Source organism: Erwinia sp. QL-Z3, from assembly GCF_004551645.1.
GTDB lineage: Bacteria > Pseudomonadota > Gammaproteobacteria > Enterobacterales > Enterobacteriaceae > Erwinia > Erwinia billingiae.
Genome location: NZ_CP037950.1, coordinates 3,357,786 through 3,380,341 on the forward strand (window position 1 = coordinate 3,357,786; position 22,556 = coordinate 3,380,341).

General features: G+C 54.7%; 13 protein-coding genes and 1 pseudogene. 3 read left to right on the plus strand and 11 right to left on the minus strand.

Translation table 11 applies throughout. From position 1 onward, the window contains the following. Positions 1-288 precede the first annotated feature (288 nt). The 8 genes and pseudogenes from E2F51_RS16300 to ychF all read right to left on the minus strand — a co-directional run. Positions 289-1,323 (minus strand): annotated as a pseudogene (locus E2F51_RS16300) (VENN motif pre-toxin domain-containing protein); the annotation flags it as partial. Between the two features lie 16 nt (positions 1,324-1,339). Beyond that, complete coding sequence (locus tag E2F51_RS16305) at positions 1,340-1,594, minus strand: hypothetical protein (protein ID WP_134823966.1); 255 nt, start codon at positions 1,592-1,594, stop codon at positions 1,340-1,342. Next, on the minus strand, positions 1,591-2,814 hold the full coding sequence (locus tag E2F51_RS16310; protein WP_371732134.1) for a VENN motif pre-toxin domain-containing protein: 1,224 nt from the start codon (positions 2,812-2,814) through the stop codon (positions 1,591-1,593). Before E2F51_RS16310 ends, E2F51_RS16305 begins: the two co-directional genes overlap by 4 nt. A 206-nt stretch (positions 2,815-3,020) precedes the next feature. Then, positions 3,021-3,281, minus strand: a complete 261-nt coding sequence (locus E2F51_RS16315) for an immunity protein (protein ID WP_134823971.1) — start codon at positions 3,279-3,281, stop codon at positions 3,021-3,023. Continuing rightward, positions 3,278-12,043 (minus strand): hemagglutinin repeat-containing protein, encoded by an 8,766-nt coding sequence (locus tag E2F51_RS16320; protein ID WP_134823972.1) that lies wholly within the window; start codon positions 12,041-12,043, stop codon positions 3,278-3,280. The genes E2F51_RS16315 and E2F51_RS16320 overlap by 4 nt, the downstream gene beginning before the upstream one ends. 9 nt (positions 12,044-12,052) lie before the next feature. Further along, complete coding sequence (locus E2F51_RS16325) at positions 12,053-12,583, minus strand: toxin-activating lysine-acyltransferase (protein ID WP_167738408.1); 531 nt, start codon at positions 12,581-12,583, stop codon at positions 12,053-12,055. Beyond that, complete coding sequence (locus E2F51_RS16330; RefSeq protein WP_134823973.1) at positions 12,583-14,268, minus strand: ShlB/FhaC/HecB family hemolysin secretion/activation protein; 1,686 nt, start codon at positions 14,266-14,268, stop codon at positions 12,583-12,585. Before E2F51_RS16330 ends, E2F51_RS16325 begins: the two co-directional genes overlap by 1 nt. A gap of 514 nt (positions 14,269-14,782) precedes the next feature. After that, positions 14,783-15,874, minus strand: a complete 1,092-nt coding sequence (gene ychF, locus E2F51_RS16335) for a redox-regulated ATPase YchF (RefSeq protein ID WP_134823974.1) — start codon at positions 15,872-15,874, stop codon at positions 14,783-14,785. A 354-nt stretch (positions 15,875-16,228) separates the two neighbouring features. Here ychF and E2F51_RS16340 point away from each other — a divergent pair, with 354 nt between their 5' ends. Then, positions 16,229-17,710 carry a SulP family inorganic anion transporter gene (locus tag E2F51_RS16340; RefSeq protein WP_134823975.1) on the plus strand — a complete coding sequence of 494 codons (1,482 nt, stop codon included), beginning with the start codon at positions 16,229-16,231 and terminating at the stop codon, positions 17,708-17,710. 253 nt (positions 17,711-17,963) lie between these two features. Next, positions 17,964-18,617, plus strand: a complete 654-nt coding sequence (locus E2F51_RS16345) for an EAL domain-containing protein (protein ID WP_013201843.1) — start codon at positions 17,964-17,966, stop codon at positions 18,615-18,617. A gap of 308 nt (positions 18,618-18,925) precedes the next feature. Here the strand turns inward: E2F51_RS16345 and pth are convergent, their stop codons facing one another. Next, positions 18,926-19,513: an aminoacyl-tRNA hydrolase gene (gene pth, locus E2F51_RS16350; RefSeq protein WP_053143534.1), complete on the minus strand. Its 588-nt coding sequence runs from the start codon at positions 19,511-19,513 to the stop codon at positions 18,926-18,928. 275 nt (positions 19,514-19,788) lie between these two features. Between pth and ychH the strand changes: the two genes are divergently transcribed. Continuing rightward, positions 19,789-20,070: a stress-induced protein YchH gene (ychH, locus tag E2F51_RS16355; protein ID WP_041691986.1), complete on the plus strand. Its 282-nt coding sequence runs from the start codon at positions 19,789-19,791 to the stop codon at positions 20,068-20,070. A 40-nt stretch (positions 20,071-20,110) separates the two neighbouring features. Here the strand turns inward: ychH and E2F51_RS16360 are convergent, their stop codons facing one another. Both E2F51_RS16360 and prs read right to left on the minus strand, forming a co-directional pair. After that, positions 20,111-21,280, minus strand: a complete 1,170-nt coding sequence (locus E2F51_RS16360) for a diguanylate cyclase (protein ID WP_134823976.1) — start codon at positions 21,278-21,280, stop codon at positions 20,111-20,113. Between the two features lie 268 nt (positions 21,281-21,548). Next, entirely contained in the window at positions 21,549-22,496 is a 948-nt protein-coding gene (gene prs, locus E2F51_RS16365; protein ID WP_013201847.1) for a ribose-phosphate diphosphokinase, read from the minus strand. Positions 22,497-22,556 lie beyond the last annotated feature (60 nt).

A 22,556-nucleotide genomic window follows, 5' to 3' on the forward strand; every position in this document is an offset into this window, starting at 1 on the left:
ACAGATAAACAAATCCCAGCCGCTGAGGGCTGGGAACTTATCTTTTATTCAGGTGAAGCATTCCGCTGTTTTCTTCCCTTAAACCAGATTTTTACCCAGATCCCGACACCCAGAATAAGTCCGCCGACATATCCAGACTTAAAAAAAGATAAAAAAACATCACTCCAACTGAATGGAAAAAAACCTTTTTCAAAATAGGTAATAGAGGATCCAAGTAGCACTGATATAATATCGAAAAATAAAAATAGCATCAGACACATGAATATTAATTTGATTAATAAGAAAAAGTTACTTTTTATTGTCATTTTTTTCCTTCCCATCCAAATTATCTTTTACAAAGTTTCCTGTTTTTTCACTGAGATAGCTACCACCAATCGCACCTGTTAAATCAGAAACAGTTTCTTCCGCAACTTTTGAAGTGACACCTTTTATGATAGTGCCGCCTATACCTCCAGCGACAGTACCCGCTCCGGCACCTGCCATAGAGTTAGTCGGATCTTCCCCTTTAATCCCACTGCCTATAGCTGCACCGCCCATACTGATCCCAGCTGATACACCTATACCTTTTCCTGTTGTCGCGGCGGCTGTTACTCCTGCCATAATCATATCCACATAACTGAATGAGTCATTACCGCTAAGCTGAACCCCGGCATTCACACCTGCTCCTACCACCGCATTCAGCGCCATTCCTTCCCTGATGGTATTACCCAACACGCTGCTTCCAAATATCAGGGCAGAGTCGCCAATACTGGCGTTCGATTTATGGTAGCCCCAGGTATTCATTATCGACTGAGCTTTGCTCATCGCTTCAAAATCTGGATTCCGTTTTACATAGTCCTGACCCGACAACAACCCTTTCAACAGTTCCTGTGATACCGCTGAGCCATATTCTTTTTCCATCTCAGCAGCATAAACCCGCAGATAACCGGCCAGCTCAGCCCGCTCTGTGCTGTTCATTTGTGCAGGGTCTTTAGTGAATTTGGAGACCAGCGCATCACTGCGTTTATCGGCATTTTCCAGCTGGATCAGTTCATTAGCGGCGGCTAAAGACCTGTCGCCCTGTTTGATTTTCTCCATAACTTTCTCAAGTTTGTCGGAAGAGGTTGCACCAAGTAGATTATTGGCCACGGTGGTCTGTCCGGCCTGTGCTGCAGCAGCAACATCTGCCGTGCCGTTGCCGGCTAACCCCCCGGCAAGTCCTGCCGCCAGTGTTCCCAGCGCGCTTATCGTTTGGCGCTGCTCTTCCGCCAGGTCTTTACGGTGAACGCCCGGATACATCTGCTGGGCAATGTATTCACCCATTACCGAGCCGGAGGCTCCGGCTCCTCTTTCCTGAAAATTAAAATCCTTTAACTTTGAATGCCCGCAACAGAACTAATCCAATCCCTAATATTGCTCCTCCGCCCCCCCCGATTTTAATTCCTAGGAAAACTTCATTCCATGTCAATTCAAACTCATCAGTTAAAATCCACAAAATGATTGAAAAACATAATTTCACTAATAACCCCGCGATTATTACTGACAGTAAACAGCCAAAAAAGATGTAAAGGCTAAGAGCTAATTCTTTTTTTAAATTATAGCTACGGATCCTCATTTTTTTACCTTATCAATAATTTTTTGAGCTTCATAACCGGCATATTCAGAACTGGAGGAACCACTGACGTTTCCTATTGCCCCCGGAATCTTACTTGGTAACATCTCTTTTGATATACCCAGTTGCCCCTTAATCTCAGTGTATTTCAGTAGTTCTGGATTGAACTTGGGATCCCAACCTCCAGTAACCAACTTACCTGTAGTGTTTGCAATTGGTTTGAAAATCAGATTGCCAACGCCATACCCTACGCCAGCGCCGAGACCTGTTGTTATTGCTCCCGTAAGAGGGTCATCTCCATTTAGATGATTAGTCAGAGCACCGGCACCGGCATTCCATGTCACTGTTCCAGCAAGACCATTACCCATAGTAATGACATTTGCCCAGCCTGCGATAACTGAATTCCCCGGATTTATTTCTCCACTACCAATATATTGCATTCCTGCATTAGCTCCGGCACCCAGAGCCCACATAGCTTGGGCTGGTGCTGAGAGGGATGCAATACCACCTGTTGCTAACGCCCCAGCCATAGCTTTATTAACAGCCCCACCACGGCGACAGGATTCTGAAGAAGGATCATCATTACAGGACATCACGTCCTTCGCGTGTGCCTGCAAGTACTTAATTTGCGATTCGTCATTTCCTCCAAAGAGATTATTTTCAACCGTCGTCTTACCGGCCTGCGCTCCCGCAATCGCATCTGCCGGACTACCTCCAGCCAGACCGCTAGCAAGACCTGCCGCCAGGGTCGCCAGTGCGCTCACTGTCTGTTTCTCTGTTTCGCTAAGTTGACCAGCCGGTTTGCCGTAGGCATCAAGCGCGATCATACCGATCATCTCCGCCGTAGCAGCGCCGCTCGCACCAATCAGCGCATTATTTCCCTGAGCTGCTGCCAGTGCCGCATTTACAGCTGCATGCGCCAATCCTTTCTCCGGACCTTCAAGTCCACTGTGGCCGATAACATTGGCAATATAAGGCGCTGAAGCCCCGGCCAGTGCTTTAGTTATGTCTCCGCCCGCCAGCCCCTGTACCGCCGCTGTTGCCGCCTGGATAGCCTGCTGAGCTTTACCGCCGGTGCCGAACCCGCTTTCGGTAAACGCCTTTTTATAGAAGTTCTGGTACGCCTGGCCGCTGATATCGTCTGCCGTTGGCTCTTTGCCCGGATTGGCTTTGCGCCAGTCTGACTCTGCCGTGTTCAGCTGCTCCGGCGAGACGTCCTTCATCTTGTCTTTCGCTGCTTTTGTGGCTTCAATCTGCCCCTGCGTCCTGGCAATATCACCTACCTGATTGCCAATCTGGCCAATCAGCTGCGCCTCTTTAAGCCGGTTCTGCTCTTTCTCTTTATCAAATATCGGATTGCCAATTTTACCTATCAGCTGAGGACTGATTGACGGGTAAGCTAACCCCGGTCTGTGCCGGGATTGGCTCTTTATTGCTTTGAGGATGGCTCTTCTTTTTGTTTCATCCTGGATAAAATCCAGATACCTACTCCAGTGGGGATTCCCACCACGATACCTCTTTTAATTGAAAAAAGAACATCCTCATGCCAGCCAAAAATGAAATTTCCATTTTTAAAATAAACCAAAATTGCAGCACATAAGCAGCCTGACAAAAAAGCAAGAATCATGGTAACGATAAAAATTATTATTAAAATAAAAAGGGATTTTAAGCCGTAAGTATTAGTTGTCATTTATTGTTTCCCGCATTCTTTAGCTTATCTTCAACTTTACTTCCCGTAGCTTCGCTAATTACAGAACCGCCAATAGTTCCAGCAATACCAGCTGTTTTATCTGAGACAATTGGGAAATATTTATTACCAACTTCTACAGCTTTACCTCCACCAGCACCAATTACAGTACCAATAACTGCACCAGCAACAACCGGAAGTGTATCTTTCCCCTGCAATTTAGCGCCAGCATAAGCCCCGGTGATACTGGCCGCTTCAGTAAACCAGAATCCTTTACCCTGCGTTAATGCACTGACACCAGTAGCAATAAGTGCATCCGTTGCGCTGAAAGGGTCGCCACTGTTCAACTGGTTAAACACGTTTGCTGAACCGCCTATTGCTCCCGCAGCAATGACACTTCCCGCCGTTGCGGTAGCTGGTAGCAGAACAGGAGCCACAACGGTTGTCATCCCCGCGCCCCAGGCAGTTAACAGTCCGGTGGCCGGATTCTGGTTTGCTGGTAAATCACCTTTGGCGTTCTTACTCAGCGCCGCATCGATTTCTTCCGTTGTTGCGCCAGCCTCGATCATTGAGGATCCCAGCGATGCCGCTGCTTGACCGTAGCTGCCCAGTCCGCCAAGATTGTTGTTATTGGACGAGTTCTTCCCGGCTTGCGCTCCGGCCACCGCATCTGCCGTGCTGTCACCGACAATCCCGCCTGCCAGGCCCGCCGCCAGCGTGGCCAGTGCGCTGATGTTTTGCTTCTGGTCCTCGCTTAACTGTTCACGCGGTACACCCGGATACAGCTGCTGCGCGATAAACTCACCGGTGGTTGCCCCTGCGGCTCCGGCCAGTGCGCTGTTGCCGTTTATCTGCGCCACCACCGCACCCAGTACCGCATGAGCCATCAGATTGGCTTGGGTGTTCACCACATCCTTACCGTCAGGGCCTTTTGTGGTGGTCAGGTTATGGATTTGCTCAGCGAGGTAAGGCGCCGCCGCGCCGCTGACGGCCTGAGCGATATTCCCGCCCGCCAGCCCCTGTACCGCAGCAGTCGCCGCCTGGATACCCTGCTGGATGGCGCTGCCGGTTCCCCATTGCTGTTGGGCCGTTTTATAGCCGGAGGTTTCCGTCAGGGCTTTATTCCAGGCGGCACGTTCTTCCTTCGTGGCATTCTCACCCGGTTCTTTAACGCCTTTCGCAGCCAGCTCTGCCTTACCGGCTTTTGTGGCTTCAATCTGGCCCTGGGTCCGTGCAATATCACCCACCTGATTGCCAATCTGGCCAATCAGCTGCGCCTCTTTAAGCCGGTTCTGCTCTTTCTCTTTATCAAAGATTTGCCCCAGGCCCGGATTGGCGTTCTCCACGTCGCGGCTCAGGTCGGCCACGTCCTGTTTCTGCGCGTGCTGGTCGCGAATAACAATCGTGCCATCCGATACCGCTGCTTTGGTGGTGCTGTCCGCGCTGCCCGAGTTGTTCGCGCCGGTCAGCAGGCCGTTGGCCATGTTCCCGGCAAACTGGTTGCCGATGCTGCCGCCGGTGCTGATGCCCACGCTCTGGTGCTGAACCTTATATTCAGCCTCGTTTTTTATGTCGCTCCAGCCCAGCGTGCCGGTATCCAGCCTGTTTTTATCCGCATCCGCCGTCGAACCAATAACCGCGCCGTTCAGCTGCGTATGTTCACCCACCGTGATATCGAAGCCGCCTTTGCCCGCCAGCAGTCCGGTCTGCTCCTGCACCGACTGATAGTCGCTGTGCATCTTATCCTTGCTCATGTTGATGCTGGCCGAGCCGGACATCGAGCCAAAGTTAAAGCTGGCACCCGCGCTGGTATTTTTCTGCTGCGCGTCGTAGGTCGCGCTGTCCTGTTCACTGGTCAGCGTCAGGTTGCGACCGACATCCGCTTTAATGGATTCGCCGCTGACCTGCGCGCCGGTCAGCGTAGTATCGCGTCCGCTGACCAGCGTCACGCGATTACCGGCCGTAACCTGCGTTTCATTGTGGACAAGGCTGTCGCTGTTCTCATGCCCGCTGCCTTTGTTGATGCTCGCAGAGACGTTGATGCCCCAGCCGCCAGAACCCGCACCGATGCCCACGCCCACCGAGCCGCCGCTGGACGAATTGGTGCCGCGTGAGCGTTCGGTGTCCTGGCTGGAGGTCAGGTTGATGTCGCGGCTGGCGTTCAGCAGCACGTCATTGCCCGCCTGCAGCTGGCTGCCCTGCACGTTGATGTCGCCACTGCTGGCGATGACGTTCAGGTTATTACCGGCGGTGAGGGTGCTGCCCTGATGCGTTTTCTGCGTCAGGTTAGTTTCAGACTTCGACTGCTGGCTGCCGTAGGAAAGGCTGATGCCAATGGCGTTGTCCTGACTTGCAGCGCCTGGCTGCGTTGCCTGCGCGGCCTGTACGCCGGACAATGCTGCCTGCACGCCTTTCAGCGCCTGCAGTCGTCCGCTGCTTTCCTCACGCGAATCTTTTGCGGTGGTGACCGCCGTATTCAGCGCGCTGCCCGCCACGCCGGAGAGTGCCAGCGTCAGACCACTCTGTTTAGTTTCATAGGTATCGCGCTGGCTCAGCCCCTGTTCGGCGGCGCTGACCGTGACATTTTTTCCGGTCAGCGTCAGATCTTTACCGGCGACGGCGTCAGAGCCGTGAACCAGCAGATCGTTGCCCGCCTGCATCGTCAGGTTGCCCTGCACGCTGCCCACCGTACTGCCACGCACGCTGTCGGTATGCGCGGTGGTGGTGGATTTTTGCGCGTTGCTGCCGTAACTGACGCCGATGCCGCCGGTGCCGGACAGGCCCGATTTGGTCTCCTGAATCATGCGCGATTCGTCGCGCTGTTCAGCGGCGGTGGTCACGGTCAGATTATTGCCCGCCGCCAACCGCACATCCTGCGTTCCCACCACGTCGCTGCCTTTCACCAGCAGGTCGTGACCGGCCAGCATCTGGACGCTGTCGCCGGAGAGCGAGCTGCCGACCGCCGTGCGCGCATCGATGGTGGTGTGCGTCTCGCGGGTGGTTTTGGAGGCGATGCCGCTGGTGCCGCTGGCTTTGGTGTGCTCATCCATCTGCGTGCGGGATTCACCGCTGACGATGCTCAGATCGTTACCTGCGCTCAATGCCAGCCTGCCGCCGGCATTGACGCTGGTCGCCGTTGCCAGCAGATTATTGCCTGCGGCCAGCTCCACGTTGCCTTTACCGACAATATCCGTGCCCAGCTGCGTGGATGACGACTGATGGAGCCAGTTGTCGCTGTCAAAATTGAGATTGTCGCGGCTGCCGGTGGTGACGGCGTTCAGGTTCATATCGCGTCCGGCGATAATCGCCGTATTGCCATTCTCGCTGCTGTTCACCACCTGCGCGGCAGTCAGATTGATGTCGCGTCCGGCCTGCAATCTCAGCGTGCCGTCGCCTTGGTCCACGTAAATACCGGCGATACGATCGAGGCTGGTGCGGGCAAAGTTACCGTCGGCGCTTTCAGCGGTGCGTGTGCCCGTGACGACGTTGATATCACGCCCGGCCAGCGCTGCCAGTGCAGAGCTGCCTTTCAGTACGCCGCCGAAATTATTGATATCAGTACGTGCCTGTAGAGCGGTGCTGTCGCCCTGAATCAGCCCGCCAAGGTTATTAATATTTTCGGCCACCACCTGCGTATTGGCGCGCGCATTGATACGACCGCTATTGTTCATATCGTCGCTCAGGTTCAGGCTGACGTTTTTCCCGGCCAGCAGCGCGCCGCTGCCGTCGAGGTCGCCCGACTGCACTTTGGCAAACAACTGCGGCACCAGTACCTTTTGCTGGCTGCCGTCGGGGAGGGTGACGGCCTGCGTCACCAGCCACACCATGTCGCCGGTGATCAGGCTCATCTGCTCAGCCGTTAACGCCATGCCCGGCACCAGATTCAGCTGTTTACCGTAGGCGATGCCCGCATCCATCAGCGCTTTGTACTGCGTCTGATCGCTGTCATAACCGTCCAGATAGCGCTGACCGGTCAATGAAATCACCTGCTGGCGGATAAGATTCTGTTCGTAATACGCATCGCCCAGCCGCTTGTGCACGTTGTCAGGATTGGTGACGAACGCCTGCATCATGTAATCCGAGCCGAGCCATTTTTGCGCATTGGTAAAACGGGGATCGGTTTCGACCAGGTAATCACTGCCAGCCGGATGGGTTTTATACAGGCTGTTATCCGGCAGGCGCGTGTTCGGACCCTGAGTGCGGATCACGCTGCCCGCCGCATCGCCTTTCGCGGCGGTATTCACCGGCACTTCAAAGGTTTTACCCGGCGGCAGCAATATCGCGTTGCCGGGATTAAACGCCGCGCCTGCGCTGAGGTCGCCCAGCGAAATATCACCCACGCTACCGCCCGTCCGGTTGTCAATCACCAGACCGCTGCCGCTAATTTGTTGATGCTCCTCTAAGGTGCTGGGTTTTAAGGTAATGCTCTGGATAACGGTGGGCGGGATGTAATCCGCCGTGCTCTTGCCCTGACTATCGCCGCCTTTATTATGGATGCGCCAGTAATGGAACGCCTTGCCAACGTCACTGATGTGCCGCTCACCGGCCACCTCCACGTTGTCGAGCGTGGCCGCGTTAATCACCAGATTATTACCGGCGATGATCTGGCTCTTGTCGTTCAGTACGTTGCCCGCGTTAATCGTCAGATTTCCGCCTGCAATGATGCGCGCCGGATCGCTGGTTTTGATGCGCGTTTCTTCAACGGTGCGTTCATATTCGTAACGATACCAGTTGTCGTTTTTGTCGTTTTGTCGCCCCGGATAATCGGGCGTGAGCACAAAATCGACCTCATCATGCGCGAAACTGACCTCATCGCGACCATAGCGATTGGCATTGCCCGAGACCTGATACTCCTCAATATCTTCACGCGACACTTCGACGATCTCGGTTTCAAAATTGTCGTTAATGTTGTTCAGACTGCCGACGTTAAGCAGCATGTCGCCCGCAGATTCGAGGGTAGCGCTGTGGTTGTTAACGGTTCCGGCCTGTCCGGTAGCGTGGCCATTGGCATCAATCGCGGCACCCACGCTCATCACGCCTTCGCTGTAAATCAGCGCGTGATCGCGATTGTTCAGCGTGCCGACGCCAAGATCTAAACGCTGACGGGCTGCGATGGTTGCTGCGGTACCATTCTTAGCGAGATTATTGAGCGTGCCTGCCTGGATGCTGAGAAAATCGCCATAGATGCGTCCGGTGCCGATATTACTGACGGTTCGGCCGTTCAGGCGCGTGGAATAACCATCAATCAGGCCGTAGTTGGTCAGCGTGTTGCTGGCATCGAGAAGTGTGCTGTCGCCGCTGAGTTCAGCATCCTGCAGGTTAGTCAGATTGATGGCGCTGACGTGCAGCGTATCACCGGCCTGAATCAGCTTTTCATTGCGGATATCACCGTGGCTTGTGAACGTCAGATTGCCGTTGGCCTGCACATTACCCTGATTGGTGAAGTTGTTCACCAGCGTCACCGCCATATTACCCGCGGCCTGCAATGCGCCGCGCAGGTTGGTCAGCGTGCTGGCAACCAGAGTAAAATCGCCCTTGCTGGCGAGCATGCCGTCGGTGTTATCGAGTGCGGCGGTGTTCAACGCCAGATTGCTGCCGGAAATCACCTGGCCTTCACGGTTATTGACTTCGCCACTGCGCAGAGTGAAATCGTCCTGGGCGCTAATCAGACCGCTGGCGTTGTTGAAACGACTGCCTTGCGTATTCCAGTCAAGAATGCCGCCAGCCTGAACGGTGCCTTGCTGATTATTCACTGACTGAGTTTGTGCGGTGATGCCGCCGAGCCCGGTGATTTGCCCGAACGGGTTCAGCACCTGCCCGGACGCAAGGCTGATGGCACCGGAGGCCAGTAGCGCGCCGTGCTGATTATCCAGCTCGCCAGTCGCCAGATGCATATTGCCCTGGCTGATTATCCCGCCGGTTGCGCCACTATTGGTGTTGCTCAGCCGCTGGCCGTGCGTGTCGATACGCAGCGCAGCGCCGCTCTGCATCAGACCGCCGTTGTCGTTTTGCAGTTGTTGCGTGCTGAGCGATAAATCGCCGACCGCGCCGATTTGTCCCAGACGGTTATCGAGATTCGCCGTGGCAAGCGTTGCCGTGCCGCTGCTCATCACCAGCCCATTGCTGTTCAGCAGCTCACCGCTTTGCAGCGCCAGTGACTGACCGGCAACCAGATTGCCCTGCTGATTATCAATGCCACCCGCCGTAATGCTGAGCGCGTTCTGCGCTGCCAGCAGGCCGTGATGGTTAGTGATATCGCCGTTAAACAGGCGTAAATCCTGCGCGTTGATCACGCCGTTGCGGTTATCCAGCAGGCCGGAATGAAGCGTCAGTGAACCCAGCGCGATGACACCGCCGTCAGTGTCGCTGTCGCGGTTGATGAAGGCATCGCCCTGGGTATCAATGCGCGCATCGCCAAGGCTTTGCAGCAGTCCGGTGGTGTTATCAAATGTACCGCTGGTGATGCTGAGCTGTTCAGCGGCGGCAATCGTGCCACGCTGATTGTTCACCGCGCCACTGCCGAGCTGCAACGTGGTGGTGGTGGCGGTAAGCAGGCCGTCACTGTTGTTCAGACCGTTGCTGGTGACAGAGAGTGTCTGACCGGCATTAATTTTTCCGCTGCTGTTATTCAGCACCTGGCTGGCCAGTTGCGTGTTGCCCGCCACGGCGCTGATGACTCCCACTGTGTTATCAAGCGCTCCGGCGTTAACGGCCAGATTCTGGCTGGCCGCCAGCGTGCCGCTGTGGTTATCCAGTTTTTGTGCAATGTGGGTATTCAGCGAACCGGTACCGGCGGCAATAACCTGGCCATTTTGATTGTTCAATGAACCCGCGTTCAGGTTCACATTACCGTTACCGGCGAGTTTGCCGTCGCTGTTGTCCAGCGCCGACGTCACGTTGATATCCATCGCGCCATTGCCGCTTTGCACCATCTCACCCTGACGGTGCGAAAGGGTGCTGGCATCTATACGGATTTGCGCAGCGGCGGTGGTCGCGCCGTCAAAATTGAGCGCATCACCACGCAGCGCTAATCCACCATTGCTGATCAGGCTGCCCTGACTGCCGTTCAGCGTGGAGGCCTGGATGTTCAGTTGTCCATCACCGGCGTGCTGAATTTTACCGAGTCCGTTATCCAGCACGTCGGTGTTCAGCGTCAGGTTGTAGCCGTTGCTGGCAAGGGTGCCGCTATGGTTGTCGATGCCTGCGGCGTGCGACAGCAGCAGGTCGGCGTCAGCCAGTTGGCTAATAATTCCCTGGCGATTGGATAGCGCGGGAGCAGTGAGGTTAAGCCTGTCCGCCTGAATTTTGCCGCCGTCATTATTAATGCGCGTATTGCTGCTTACGCGAAGGTTGTTCTTTGCTTCAAGCGTGGCGCTGCGCGTGGTGACATCGCCGCGACTGGCATTCAGGTTGATATCGCTGGCATAGGTCTGGCTGCCGCTGAGATCGACCGCGCTACCTTGAGTGCTGAGATTACCCGCCGCCAGGTTACGCCCATTGCTGGTGAGCTGCCCGCGCGTGGTCAGACTCAAATCGCCTTGTGTACCGAGTGCGCCGTCGGCCTTCATCCCTGCGGCCAGCACGCCGCTGCTGGCATTATTGAGTGAACCGGCCTGAATGCGGTTATTGCCTGCGGACGCCAGTACGCCCTGATTACTGACCTCGGAAACGGCCTGAATCTGGCTGTCACGCTGCGCGTAAACCGTGCCGCTGTTGCGAATATCGGCGTTACCGATCAGCGCAATATCCTGCGCGCCGTTAATGCTGCCGCTGTTTTCAATGCGACCGTCGCTGCTGAGGGTAAAGTTGCCCGCCGTGGCGCCCAGCGAACCGGCGTTGCGCACGCCAACACCCTGTTCAGTACCAATCAGACGGATTTTACTGGCGTACATGCCGCCCAGCGCTGCCACATCCAGCGCCACCTGCGGACGACTTGCCGCAGCGGTCTGGCCTGCCGTCAGCACTTCATGCGTCGCATCGACCTGATTGAGACCGGTCGTTACCTTTAGATCGGTGGCCCAGACGCCCGCGTTCACCTTCACGGTGCGGGCAATGATATCGGTGTAATCCTGGCCGCGTGAATCCAGACCTTTGCCGTTAATGGCAACTTCGCCGCCGCTGACCTGATAGCCGGTCAGGTTGCCGTTGCTCAGCTGCGTCTGGCCGGTGGTCAAGGTTGCGCGGTTGGCGTTGATAAAGCCGCAGCCATCGCAGGTGATACCGGACGGGTTGGCAATCACCACCTGCGCTTTTCTGCCGGCGACTTCCACGTAGCCGTTGAGCTGGCTGGGGTTGCGTGAATTCACCTCGTTGAGGATCACGCTGGCTTCACCGCGCGCCAGCCACGGGTTACCGGTGACCATGCCGCCAAGCTGGGTATGGGTGTTGCCGTGAGAGTTGTTGAGGATGACACCTTTCTGATCGACATCGAACTGGCTGTAGTTATTGCGTGATACGCCGCCCGCGCCTGGCGTCTGGATGTTGACCTGCGGCGTGCCGTTGGCCGTAGCGATAACGGTGGGTTGCTGGTTACCCGGAGCCTGACCGTTGGCCACGATCTGCGCCTGAGCGGGCAGCACGGTGACGCAGCCCAGAGCGCTCAGCAGGGCGAAGCGCATCGCGGAGAGCATACAAGTCTGGCTGGCTTTCTGTTGTCTCCGCTGCGTGCGCGCCTGTTTGCCTTGCCCGCTGTGGGCGATATCGGCGACAACCATCAGCATGCCGCGCGCTTTGTTGAAAATGATGCGATAGAGAAGTTTGTTCATCTGATGTCCTTATCCGATTTCTGGAAGCGCCACGCTGAGTGGATTTGCCTGCTGCCATTGCCTGGCGGCGGCATGTTTAATGCTCTTTCCATGAAAAAAACGCACCCGCCGACCGCGTTGCTCGCCCTGATGATCTAATGCCCGGCAGCAATGCTCTGGCAGAATCACCTCGCGGGTGAGCTTCTGCAGCGCGCGCACCTCACCAAATGGGGCAATGAAATCGGTGATCCACAGGCGATTGCCGCTGGTCCAGTCTTGTTCTTTCATCATCACTGAAGCGTTCGTGAGATAGCGCCGTTCAGCGTCTTCATCCATCCGCGCCCAGCCGAGGAAGAACACCGGTATACCGTTTTTCACCGCGATGGCGTACTGCTGCTGTTTAATCAGTGGCAGCAACAACGTCGGCAGGGTATGCAGCGGCGCATCGCGATGGCGTTCTGAGTGCATCCACAGCCAGACCGCCATGCCCAGCACTTCGGCTTCGCGGGCTTCATCAGGCGTGACCCACGGTGCAATCAACCTGTAGTTATTGATTTCCATCAGTAACTCCAGTTGAGGTTGAAGCCCAGCGTCAGGCCGCTGGTTTGATAGCCTGCGGGTTTAGAGAGTGGAATTCCGGCAAACAGGTCATAGCTGGTGCGCAGCGCGTAGCCGCGCAGTCCTACCGCGCCACCGGCCAGATGCTTGCCGATCAGATAATCCTGCCCGCTGTTACGTCCGCTGACTTCGCCATAATCCAGCGCCAGATAGAGTTCCTGCGACGGTAGCGGTGTGGCCCAGCCAATGTCGTTACGGAGATACCAGCCTTCATCGGCGTTCAGCGTGCGCTGGCCGTCAAAACCGCGCACCGACCAGCGGTTGCCAATGGCAAACTGGTCCTGTGGCGTCAGCGGCGTGTTGCTCATCTGGCGCAGATACTGGGTGTTAAAACTGAATCGCTGGTTGAGGAGTGAGAACGGCACGGCCAGCTGCGCATTCAGCTGGACAATTTTCGACAGGGCGGTGGCTTCCCCCCAATACTCTTCCGGCGCGGGCTGTGCGCCAAACCAGCGGGTGCCGCGCTGATAGCTGACGCCCGCATCCAGCGTGGCGCTACCGAGATAGTGGCGATGTTGCAGACCGAGTTTCCACGCCGAGGTCTGGCGGCGCTGCACTTCAATCTCGGTATCGTTGATGAAGTTGCGGGTCTCACGCGTGATGACGTCGTAGCTTAGCGTAGTTTTCTGGCTGCCGTTGCGGTGCAACACGCGGCTGATATTGGCGTTCAGACTTTTACTTTTGCCGCTGTATTGATAGTCGGTGAACGCCCCGGCCACCGTCTGGTTGTAGCGGTAATCACTGGTGGTGATGCCCGCCAGCCAGTAGCCAAACGGCACCGAATAGCTGCCGGTGAAGTTCTTCGTGCCTTTATCATTGCCGAACTGCAAATCATGGCTCGCCGAAACGTAGAGCATATCGCTCAGCGAAAGGGGGTTATCGACATACAGCGTGAGTCCACCCTGGTAACGCCCGGTAGATGTCGATCCGGAATCATCGAGCGATGCGCCCAGCCGCCACATTTTGCTCTGGTTCCACTGCACGGTCATCACGCTTTCGCCAGGCGCACTGCCGGGGATCAGCGCCATATCGGCCTGAACGGTAGGCAGGCGTTGCAGGTTTACCAGTCCCTGCTCGGTATCACGCAGGTCGTAGAGTTGGCCTTCACGCGAGGGCAGTGCGGTGGCTAGCGTGACATAGCGATCGCTGGGATCGGTGCGTGTAATGTGGCTGATTTTTCCGGCCAGCAGCTGGAGCGTCAGCGTGCCACGCGACAAATCCTGCGGCGTTGCCAGCACGCGGCTGGTGACGTAACCGCTGTCGATCATGCGATTCTGCAGTACGCTCATCAGCAGGTTAATCCCCTTTACGCCCAGACAATGCCCCTGGCCCTGATTGGCCAGACGTTGCAATGGAAGCCAGCCCGGAAAGTCATTCAGGCCGTTCAGCGTGATCTGCTGAATCTCGAAACAGGGATTTTCTTGCGGGAAGCTGACGCGCGATGAACTGCTTGCGGGCGCAGGCAGACGGATGTCAGGCGTCTGCGGCTGAAGCTGGGCTTCAATCGCTTTCTGGCGCTGTTGTTGAATAATGTCCTGTTCGCCAGCGGTTGCTATCTGCGGGAATAGGGTGCCGATTGCCAGCGAAAATACGCCAGCGGCAAGCGATATGCCTGCTTTCTCTTCCATGAGTGTGTTCCGTAATTATGGTCGTTCCTGACTAATGTTTATACTTTACCTGTTTATTTTGTGATTTCAATATTCACTGTGAGATTTCTCTAACGTTAAAATATAAGAAATTTCCTACAATATTCTGAGGTTTTTTCTTAATGAACTTGATTAATGAGAATGGAAATAATATGAATTGGGAATTGTTTTTTACTGATGTGTGACTTTATCTACACCAGGTTTCTATTTCATAGCCTGTACACCATGAGGGGCTCTAAATATGAGTGGCGGAGGTAATAAGGCCTAATCTTTAATAATTCATTCAGCTTGGACTTAATAAGATCTGCTTTTGTTCCTGAGCTGCCTCAGTCCATTCAAGTCGGAGGTACTCACCTGCGTACTCAATTTTAACTACGCTTCTACGAAACCATTTGAGACTCTATGAAATAAAAAAAATCCACGCAATTGCGTGGATTTTATAATTTTGGCGATTCTTATGAGATTCAATCAAACCTCATGAGACCACAATAACGATTTAGACGTTGAACAGGAAGTTCATCACGTCGCCATCTTTAACGATGTACTCTTTACCTTCTGAGCGTATCTTGCCGGCTTCTTTCGCGCCTTGCTCACCCTTGCAGGCGATAAAGTCATCAAAGGCGATAGTCTGGGCGCGGATAAAGCCTTTCTCGAAGTCGGTGTGGATCTTACCGGCAGCCTGTGGCGCGGTGGCACCGACCGGGATGGTCCAGGCACGCACTTCCTTCACGCCTGCGGTGAAGTAGGTCTGCAGGTTCAGCAGCGAGTAACCGGCGCGGATCACGCGGTTCAGGCCTGGCTCTTCAATGCCCAGCTCGGCCATAAACTCTTCGCGGTCGGCATCTTCCAGCTCGGCAATATCAGACTCAACGGCGGCACATACGGGCACCACGACGGAACCTTCCGCTTCGGCAATCGCGCGCACGATGTCGAGGTACGGGTTATTTTCAAAACCGTCTTCGTTCACGTTGGCGATATACATGGTTGGCTTCAGGGTCAGGAAGCTCAGGTAGCGGATCGCCGCTTTATCTTCGTCGCTCAGATCCAACGCGCGCAGCATGCCGGCTTTTTCCAGATGCGGCAGACATTTTTCCAGCGCGGCCTGTTCAGCTTTGGCGTCTTTATCGCCGCCCTTGGCTTTCTTCTGCACGCGCTGCAGAGCACGTTCGCAGGTATCAAGGTCGGAAAGCGCCAGCTCGGTATTGATGGTTTCAATATCGTCAGCCGGGTCCACTTTGTTGTTCACGTGAATGATGTTGTCGTTTTCAAAACAACGCACCACGTGGCCGATCGCTTCGGTTTCGCGGATGTTGGTCAGGAACTGGTTACCCAGGCCTTCGCCTTTCGACGCGCCTTTTACCAGGCCAGCGATATCCACGAATTCCATGGTGGTTGGCAGGATGCGCTGTGGCTTAACGATGGCCGCCAGCTGATCCAGACGGGAGTCAGGCATTGGCACCACGCCGGTATTTGGCTCAATGGTACAGAACGGGAAGTTAGCTGCTTCGATGCCCGCTTTGGTTAACGCATTGAACAGGGTGGATTTCCCGACGTTTGGCAGGCCCACAATACCGCATTTGAATCCCATGTTTGAATCACCTTAATTGCTTGATAACCAATGAGATAGACGACTCACCGGTAGTATTAGTTGGTTACGACTAAAAAGTTACCGCGCATTATACACGGAATTATGCGGCAAATGACGTTGATTTATGCCCTGACGTTCGGGATTAGGGTTGAGATCTGCCTCACAATTCCCGATACTGACCTAACTTTACAGCTGACGGAGAACGCCGCAGATGCATCGCTTGCTGCTTACGCCACCTTAAGACTTCCCTTGCCAGCAACGCCTGTTGCGCCACTCGTCTCTCTGACGAGCCTCTTTGCGCCCGTTCTTCCGCGGTGCAGGATTTCACCTGAATAATGATAACTGGAAATTTTAATGTTTAATCTGAGCAAGCTCAGGGCGAGTGACGTCAAAAATGACGTGCTGGCCGGTGCCGTGGTGTCTGTTGCGCTGATCCCGGAAGCGACGGCATTTTCTCTGCTGGCCGGGCTGTCGCCGACCATCGGTCTGCATACCGCCTTTATTCTCGGGCTGGTCACCGCCTTCTTCGGCGGTAAGCCGGGAATGATCTCCGGTGCCGCCGGATCGATCATCGTGGTGCTGATCAGCCTGATTACCCAGCACGGCTACGAGTACGTGCTGCTGGCAACCATTCTGGCCGGGCTGATCCAGCTGGCGATTGGCGTACTGCGGCTCGGTAAGTTTATCCGTCTGGTGCCGCAACCGGCGATATACGGCTTCGTTAACGGCCTGGCCATCGTAATAATGCTGGCCCAGTTCCCAATGATTAAAGGGCAGGGGCCGGTGATGTATGCGCTGGTGGCGCTGGCGATGCTGATCGTCTGGCTGTTCCCAAAACTGACCAAAGCCATTCCCGGTTCGCTGGCGGCGCTGATTGTCATCAGTGCGATTGCCATTGGTTTTGGCCTGGATACCAAACGCGTTGGCGACCTGGCGAATATCTCCGGTTCACTGCCATCCTTCCATCTGCCGACCGCGCCATTAACCTGGGAAACCCTGAAAATCGTGCTGCCGTATGCGGTGGTGATTGCGCTGGTGGGGCTGATTGAGTCGCTGCTGACGCTGGCGGTGCTGGATGAAATGGGCAGCAAAAAGGGTGCCGGCAACCAGGAGTGCGTGGCGCAGGGCATCGGTAACACCATATGCGGCTTTTTCGGCAGCTTCGCCGGCTGTGCGATGATCGGTCAGTCAATTATCAACTTCACCTCCGGCGGGCGCGGGCGCATCTCCAACCTGGTCGGCGCGGTCCTGCTGATCCTGTTTGTCATTAGCCTGTCGGACTATATCGCACTGCTGCCGGTGGCGGCGCTGGCGGGCATTATGTTCGTGGTGTGCATTAACACCTTCGAATGGAGCTCCATTAAACGCCTGAAACGCATGCCGAAAGCCGATGCGGTGATCATGATCGCGGTAACGCTGGTGACGATTTTCACCGACCTGGCAATGGCAGTAATCTGCGGGGTGATTATCTCGGCGCTGGTCTTTGCCTGGCAGCATGCGCGCATCACCATTATCGCGCAGTCGGAAAAAGAGGGTGAGAAAACCTACCGTCTGGAAGGGCCGCTGTTCTTTGGTTCCACCGCCAGTTTCCAGGAACTGTTTAATCCGCAACAGGATGCCGACAGTGTGGTGATCGATTTCGCCCGCACCCGGGTGATGGATTCCAGCGGGGTGGAAGCGATCGACAAGCTGACTGCTCGCTATCTTGAGGCCGGCAAGAGCCTGCGTCTGCGCCACCTGAGCGAAGATTGCATCAGCCTGTTGCGCCAGGCCGGGCCATTCTGCAGCCATGAACTGGACGATCCGGATTATAAAGTTGCCAGTAATGATGCCTGAGTAATGAAATGATTGCCGGGCCAACCGGCAATCTAAATGATTCCAATACCGTAAAAAAATCCTGACCTTCAGGAAAGGTTGAGAAGCATAAAAATTGTTGCCAGGGGTGACTAAACAGTAAAGCTGCCGCTGGACCTGCCGATAACGTTAAAAATCGTCGTATTGATTCGCTGTTTTACAGAATAAGCATCTATGTTTTATCTGTACGACGATTTTTAGCATTGGCAGGACGCCTGAACATTGGCATGAAGGCATGATACATAATTACAACTGTGTTCCTATCCACACGCTGAACGGTGAACTGATCGCACTCGATCTGACGCCGGGCGAAATGGACATTGATTCGGGTACTCCGCTGGTCGATCAGCTCGATCCGGAAACCCTTTTGCTTAATCAATTGCTCACCATTGAGCATTACGCTGACTATTTCCAACAACACGGCTTGCTGTGCTGCCTGACAATCAACTTCCAACTGGCCAAAGTGGTCAGCCAGTCGGCGTTTATCCAGCAGATCCTCAGCCATTTGCCCTTTATCCGTCTGAAACTGTCAGAGGATTTCCCGAACCTGCACGATGGTCCGAACAATCCGCTGCTGCGCACGCTGATCGAACAGCTCAACATCCTGTGGCTGGATGATTTAGGGGCAGGGGACGCGAACCTGAATGCGCTGCAGTCGAAAATGTTCGAAGCGGTGAAGTTGGATCGGCAGTTCTTTCTCGATAACGTCACCAAACCCTGGTTCAGCATCCTGATCGCCAATATCCGCCAGTACACCAACCGGGTGATTGTCGAAGGGGTTCAGAGTGAAATTCAACTGGGGAAACTGGCCGAAAGCAAAATCTGGGGCGTTCAGGGCTACTTCTTACCGATGGTGGCGCTGAAAGAATTGGGCAAAGCCGACCAGTAATCTTTCGTTTAACCTGTATGTTCACCGAGCGGGTAACGATCTCAGCCTTTGACCTGTGTGTTCACCGAACGGGTAACTATCTCAATTGCTACAGGGTGGTGCCACAGGGCGCGTTAGCCGGGTGTATGCCGCAGGGATGCGGCATCCAAGCCCCCAGGGATGGGTTCACGGCGTCCCGGATAACGCGCCCTGTGGTAACGCCGAGCCACTGCACCGGTTTTGACCTTAAAATCACCGAGCCACCAAACCCGGTTTTGACCTTAAGATCACCGAGCCGCCGACCCGGTTTTGACCTTCAACCGAAGAAATTACTCAGCCTTATAACTGTGCAACCGGTTCATCGCCTTTAAGCGATCTTCCTTCAACCACACCTCAGTACAGCGCGCGGCTTCATCAATGGCATTATCAATCAACGACTGCTCGGCTGATTGCGGCTTGCCCAACACAAATCCCACCACCTTGTTGCGATCGCCCGGATGACCAATGCCAATCCGTAAACGGTGGAAGTTTAGATTGTTGCCCAGCTTGCTGATGATATCCTTCAAGCCATTGTGACCGCCGTGACCGCCACCCTGCTTGAACTTCGCCACGCCCGGCGGCAAATCCAACTCATCATGCGCCACCAGAATCTCTTCCGGCGTAATCCGGTAAAAGGTCGCCATCGCGGCCACCGCTTTACCGCTTAAATTCATAAAGGTCGTCGGAACCAGTAAACGGACATCTTCGCCGCCAATATTCAAACGCGCGGTGTAACCGTAAAACTTACTCTCTTCTTTTAACGCTTGATTGTGACGCTGTGCCAATAAATCGACGTACCAGGCACCGGCATTATGGCGGGTGGCGGCGTACTCTGCGCCGGGATTGGCAAGGCCCACAATCAGTTTAATGCTGCTCACTTGTCTGTTTTCCTGAAGAGTGCGGTGAAGAAGGGGGCTAGTGTACTTTGCCCGGCTGAAAACGCAAAATCCCCCACCAAAACGTGACACACTCCGCAATAGTTCATTGGCGTGATAATGCATTTTCTATAAGAAATCAGTCGCTTGTGCGTAAAGAATTGTCAAACTTTTAGCAACAAATGTGATCTGTCCCGCACCAACTTAAACATCTATTGCATAAACTTATGACATCCGGGCACAGGACAACGCCCTTATCTGGAAACTGGAGGGGAATGATGAAACGTAAACATGCCAATTTGACCGGTAATTCATTAATGGTGTTTGGGCTGGTGGTGATGGTCGCTGGTGTCGGTTACTCCGTGCTTAATCAGCTGCCGCAACTGCAATTGCCCCAGTTTATGGTTCACGGCGCAATCTTCAGCATCTTTATCGGCGCATTGCTCTGGCTGGTCGGCGCGCGCATCAGCGGACGTGAAAAAGTCGCGGACCGCTACTACTGGGTGCGTCACTACGATAAACGCTGCCGTCGCAGCACCGATGGGCATAGCCACCATTAATCCCGTTAAAAACGCCTCTGTTCAGAGGCGTTTTCATCCCTTATCCCGCCACGCCTGACAGCGCATTCGCCTCGGTTGCCACAAAACGCGTCACCCGATTTCGCCCCAATGCCTTTGCCTGATACAAAGCTTCATCAGCGGCGACCATTAACGTTGGTATCTGATGGTAGGCACCCTGCGCGGTGGCGACACCGATACTCACCGTGTAATTCACCCCTTCCGGATGGGAATGCTCGACCGTCTGACGGATCTTCTCGGCAATCCGCAAGGCATCGCGCTCGCTGGCCACCAGAATCGCCGCAAACTCTTCGCCGCCTAATCGCGCAAAATGACTCTGCGCCGGCAGTGATTGCTGCACCTGTCGGCAAAAATCAATCAGCACCAGATCGCCCTGATTGTGACCAAAGCGGTCGTTGATGCTCTTAAAATGGTCCAAATCGAACAGCATAATTGTCAGCGGCTGCGCCGTTTTATCGCACAGGCGAGCCAACGCTTCACCCTGCTCAAACAACGCGCGACGGTTCCAGACGCCGGTCAGGGGATCGAGCAACGAGGCGTTCTTATACTTGATCTGCGTGCGCTCATTGACCATCGCCAACATGGTAAAGGTCAGCCCGATCACCATCATGATCGACTCCAGAATGACGTAAACCGAAAAGGTCGAACCGCCAATCGCGCCATGAAGCGGGCTGGGAATGCCGCCATCCACCACCGCGCGCGTCAGATGGAACACCAGATGGATCCATAACAGCAGCTGGGCCGGCCAGTAGGTCACCGGCAAGGTGGCCCGCGAACGGTGCAACTCAATAATCATCCAGGCGGTGTAAATCACACACAGCAGACAGACGGCCAGAATGCGCATCGGCATCGAGTGATAAAACGTCGACCACTGACACAAAACCACCCAGACCAGTGGCCCGGCCAGCCATAACCAGCCACTGCGCGCGCCGCGAAACGCCCGAAACGACATCACCAGCAGACTGTAGGCCAGCATCACCAGCAAATTGCCCACGCCAACCGGCAGAAACAGACTGCCGTTGCTGCGCAAACTGCTCAGGAACACCGCAATGATGGTGATCACCATCGCCAGGCACTGAAAGCCCAATACGCGATTATATTGTGAGCCTTTCCATGCAAACACCATGATGATGCTGAGAAAAAACAGCACATAGAGCTCGCAAACAAACAGGGTATAGACGTCCAGCGTCATCTTAGGATTATTCCTGGTGGAATCATTCAGGCAAAATATCATTAATAAATAGCGGCCAAAAGAGCTGGCTGGCGGGAATGATTAAAAATAGTTGCGAGAGATGACAATCAGGACTAAAGGGCGGTACAGAAGGGCTGACAACAGAGGCAATCGCCGGGGAAGAAAGAAGGCGGACCCTTAGGTTGTTCCAGAAGTGATAAAAGGGCTTAACGAATTTGGAATAATTGGCCGGAAAAAAAGAGGGACGGGCGAACCCGTCCCTTCGCTATCAATGCTCGAACATCGCAGAGATAGACTCTTCATTGCTGATGCGACGGATCGCTTCAGCGAGCATGCCAGACAGCGTCAACGTACGCACGTTTGGCAGGGCTTTAATCTCTTCCGGCAGCGGAATGGTGTCGCAAACCACCACTTCATCAATCACGGAATTACGCAGGTTTTCCACGGCATTGCCGGAGAAAATAGGGTGCGTGGCGTAAGCGAATACACGCTTGGCACCACGCTCCTTCAGCGCTTCAGCAGCCTTGCAAAGCGTCCCACCGGTGTCGATCATGTCATCCACTAACACGCAGTCACGGCCAGCGACGTCACCGATGATGTGCATCACCTGTGAAACGTTAGCGCGTGGACGGCGTTTATCGATGATCGCCATATCAGTGTCGTTCAGCAGTTTAGCAATAGCACGGGCGCGAACCACACCGCCGATGTCCGGGGAAACCACAATCGGGTTCTCCAGGCCAATCTGCAGCATATCCTCAAGCAGGATCGGGCTACCAAATACGTTATCAACCGGGACGTCAAAGAAGCCCTGAATCTGTTCAGCATGCAGATCCACAGTCAGTACGCGATCGACACCTACGCTGGAAAGAAAGTCAGCAACCACTTTGGCCGTGATGGGTACACGAGCGGAACGTACGCGACGATCCTGACGGGCATAACCAAAATACGGGATTACGGCAGTAATACGGCCAGCGGATGCACGGCGCAGGGCATCTACCATCACAACCAGTTCCATCAGGTTGTCATTGGTAGGGGCACAGGTGGACTGGATGATGAAAATATCACCACCGCGTACATTTTCATTAATTTGTACGCTCACTTCACCATCACTGAAACGACCGACGGCGGCGTCGCCCAGGCTAGTGTAAAGGCGGTTGGCAATACGTTGTGCTAGTTCGGGTGTTGCGTTACCAGCAAAAAGCTTCATATCAGGCACGAGAAGAACCTCAGGCTTTGCGTCCAGAGAATGAACATCATCGTTAGCGGCACTGGGCGG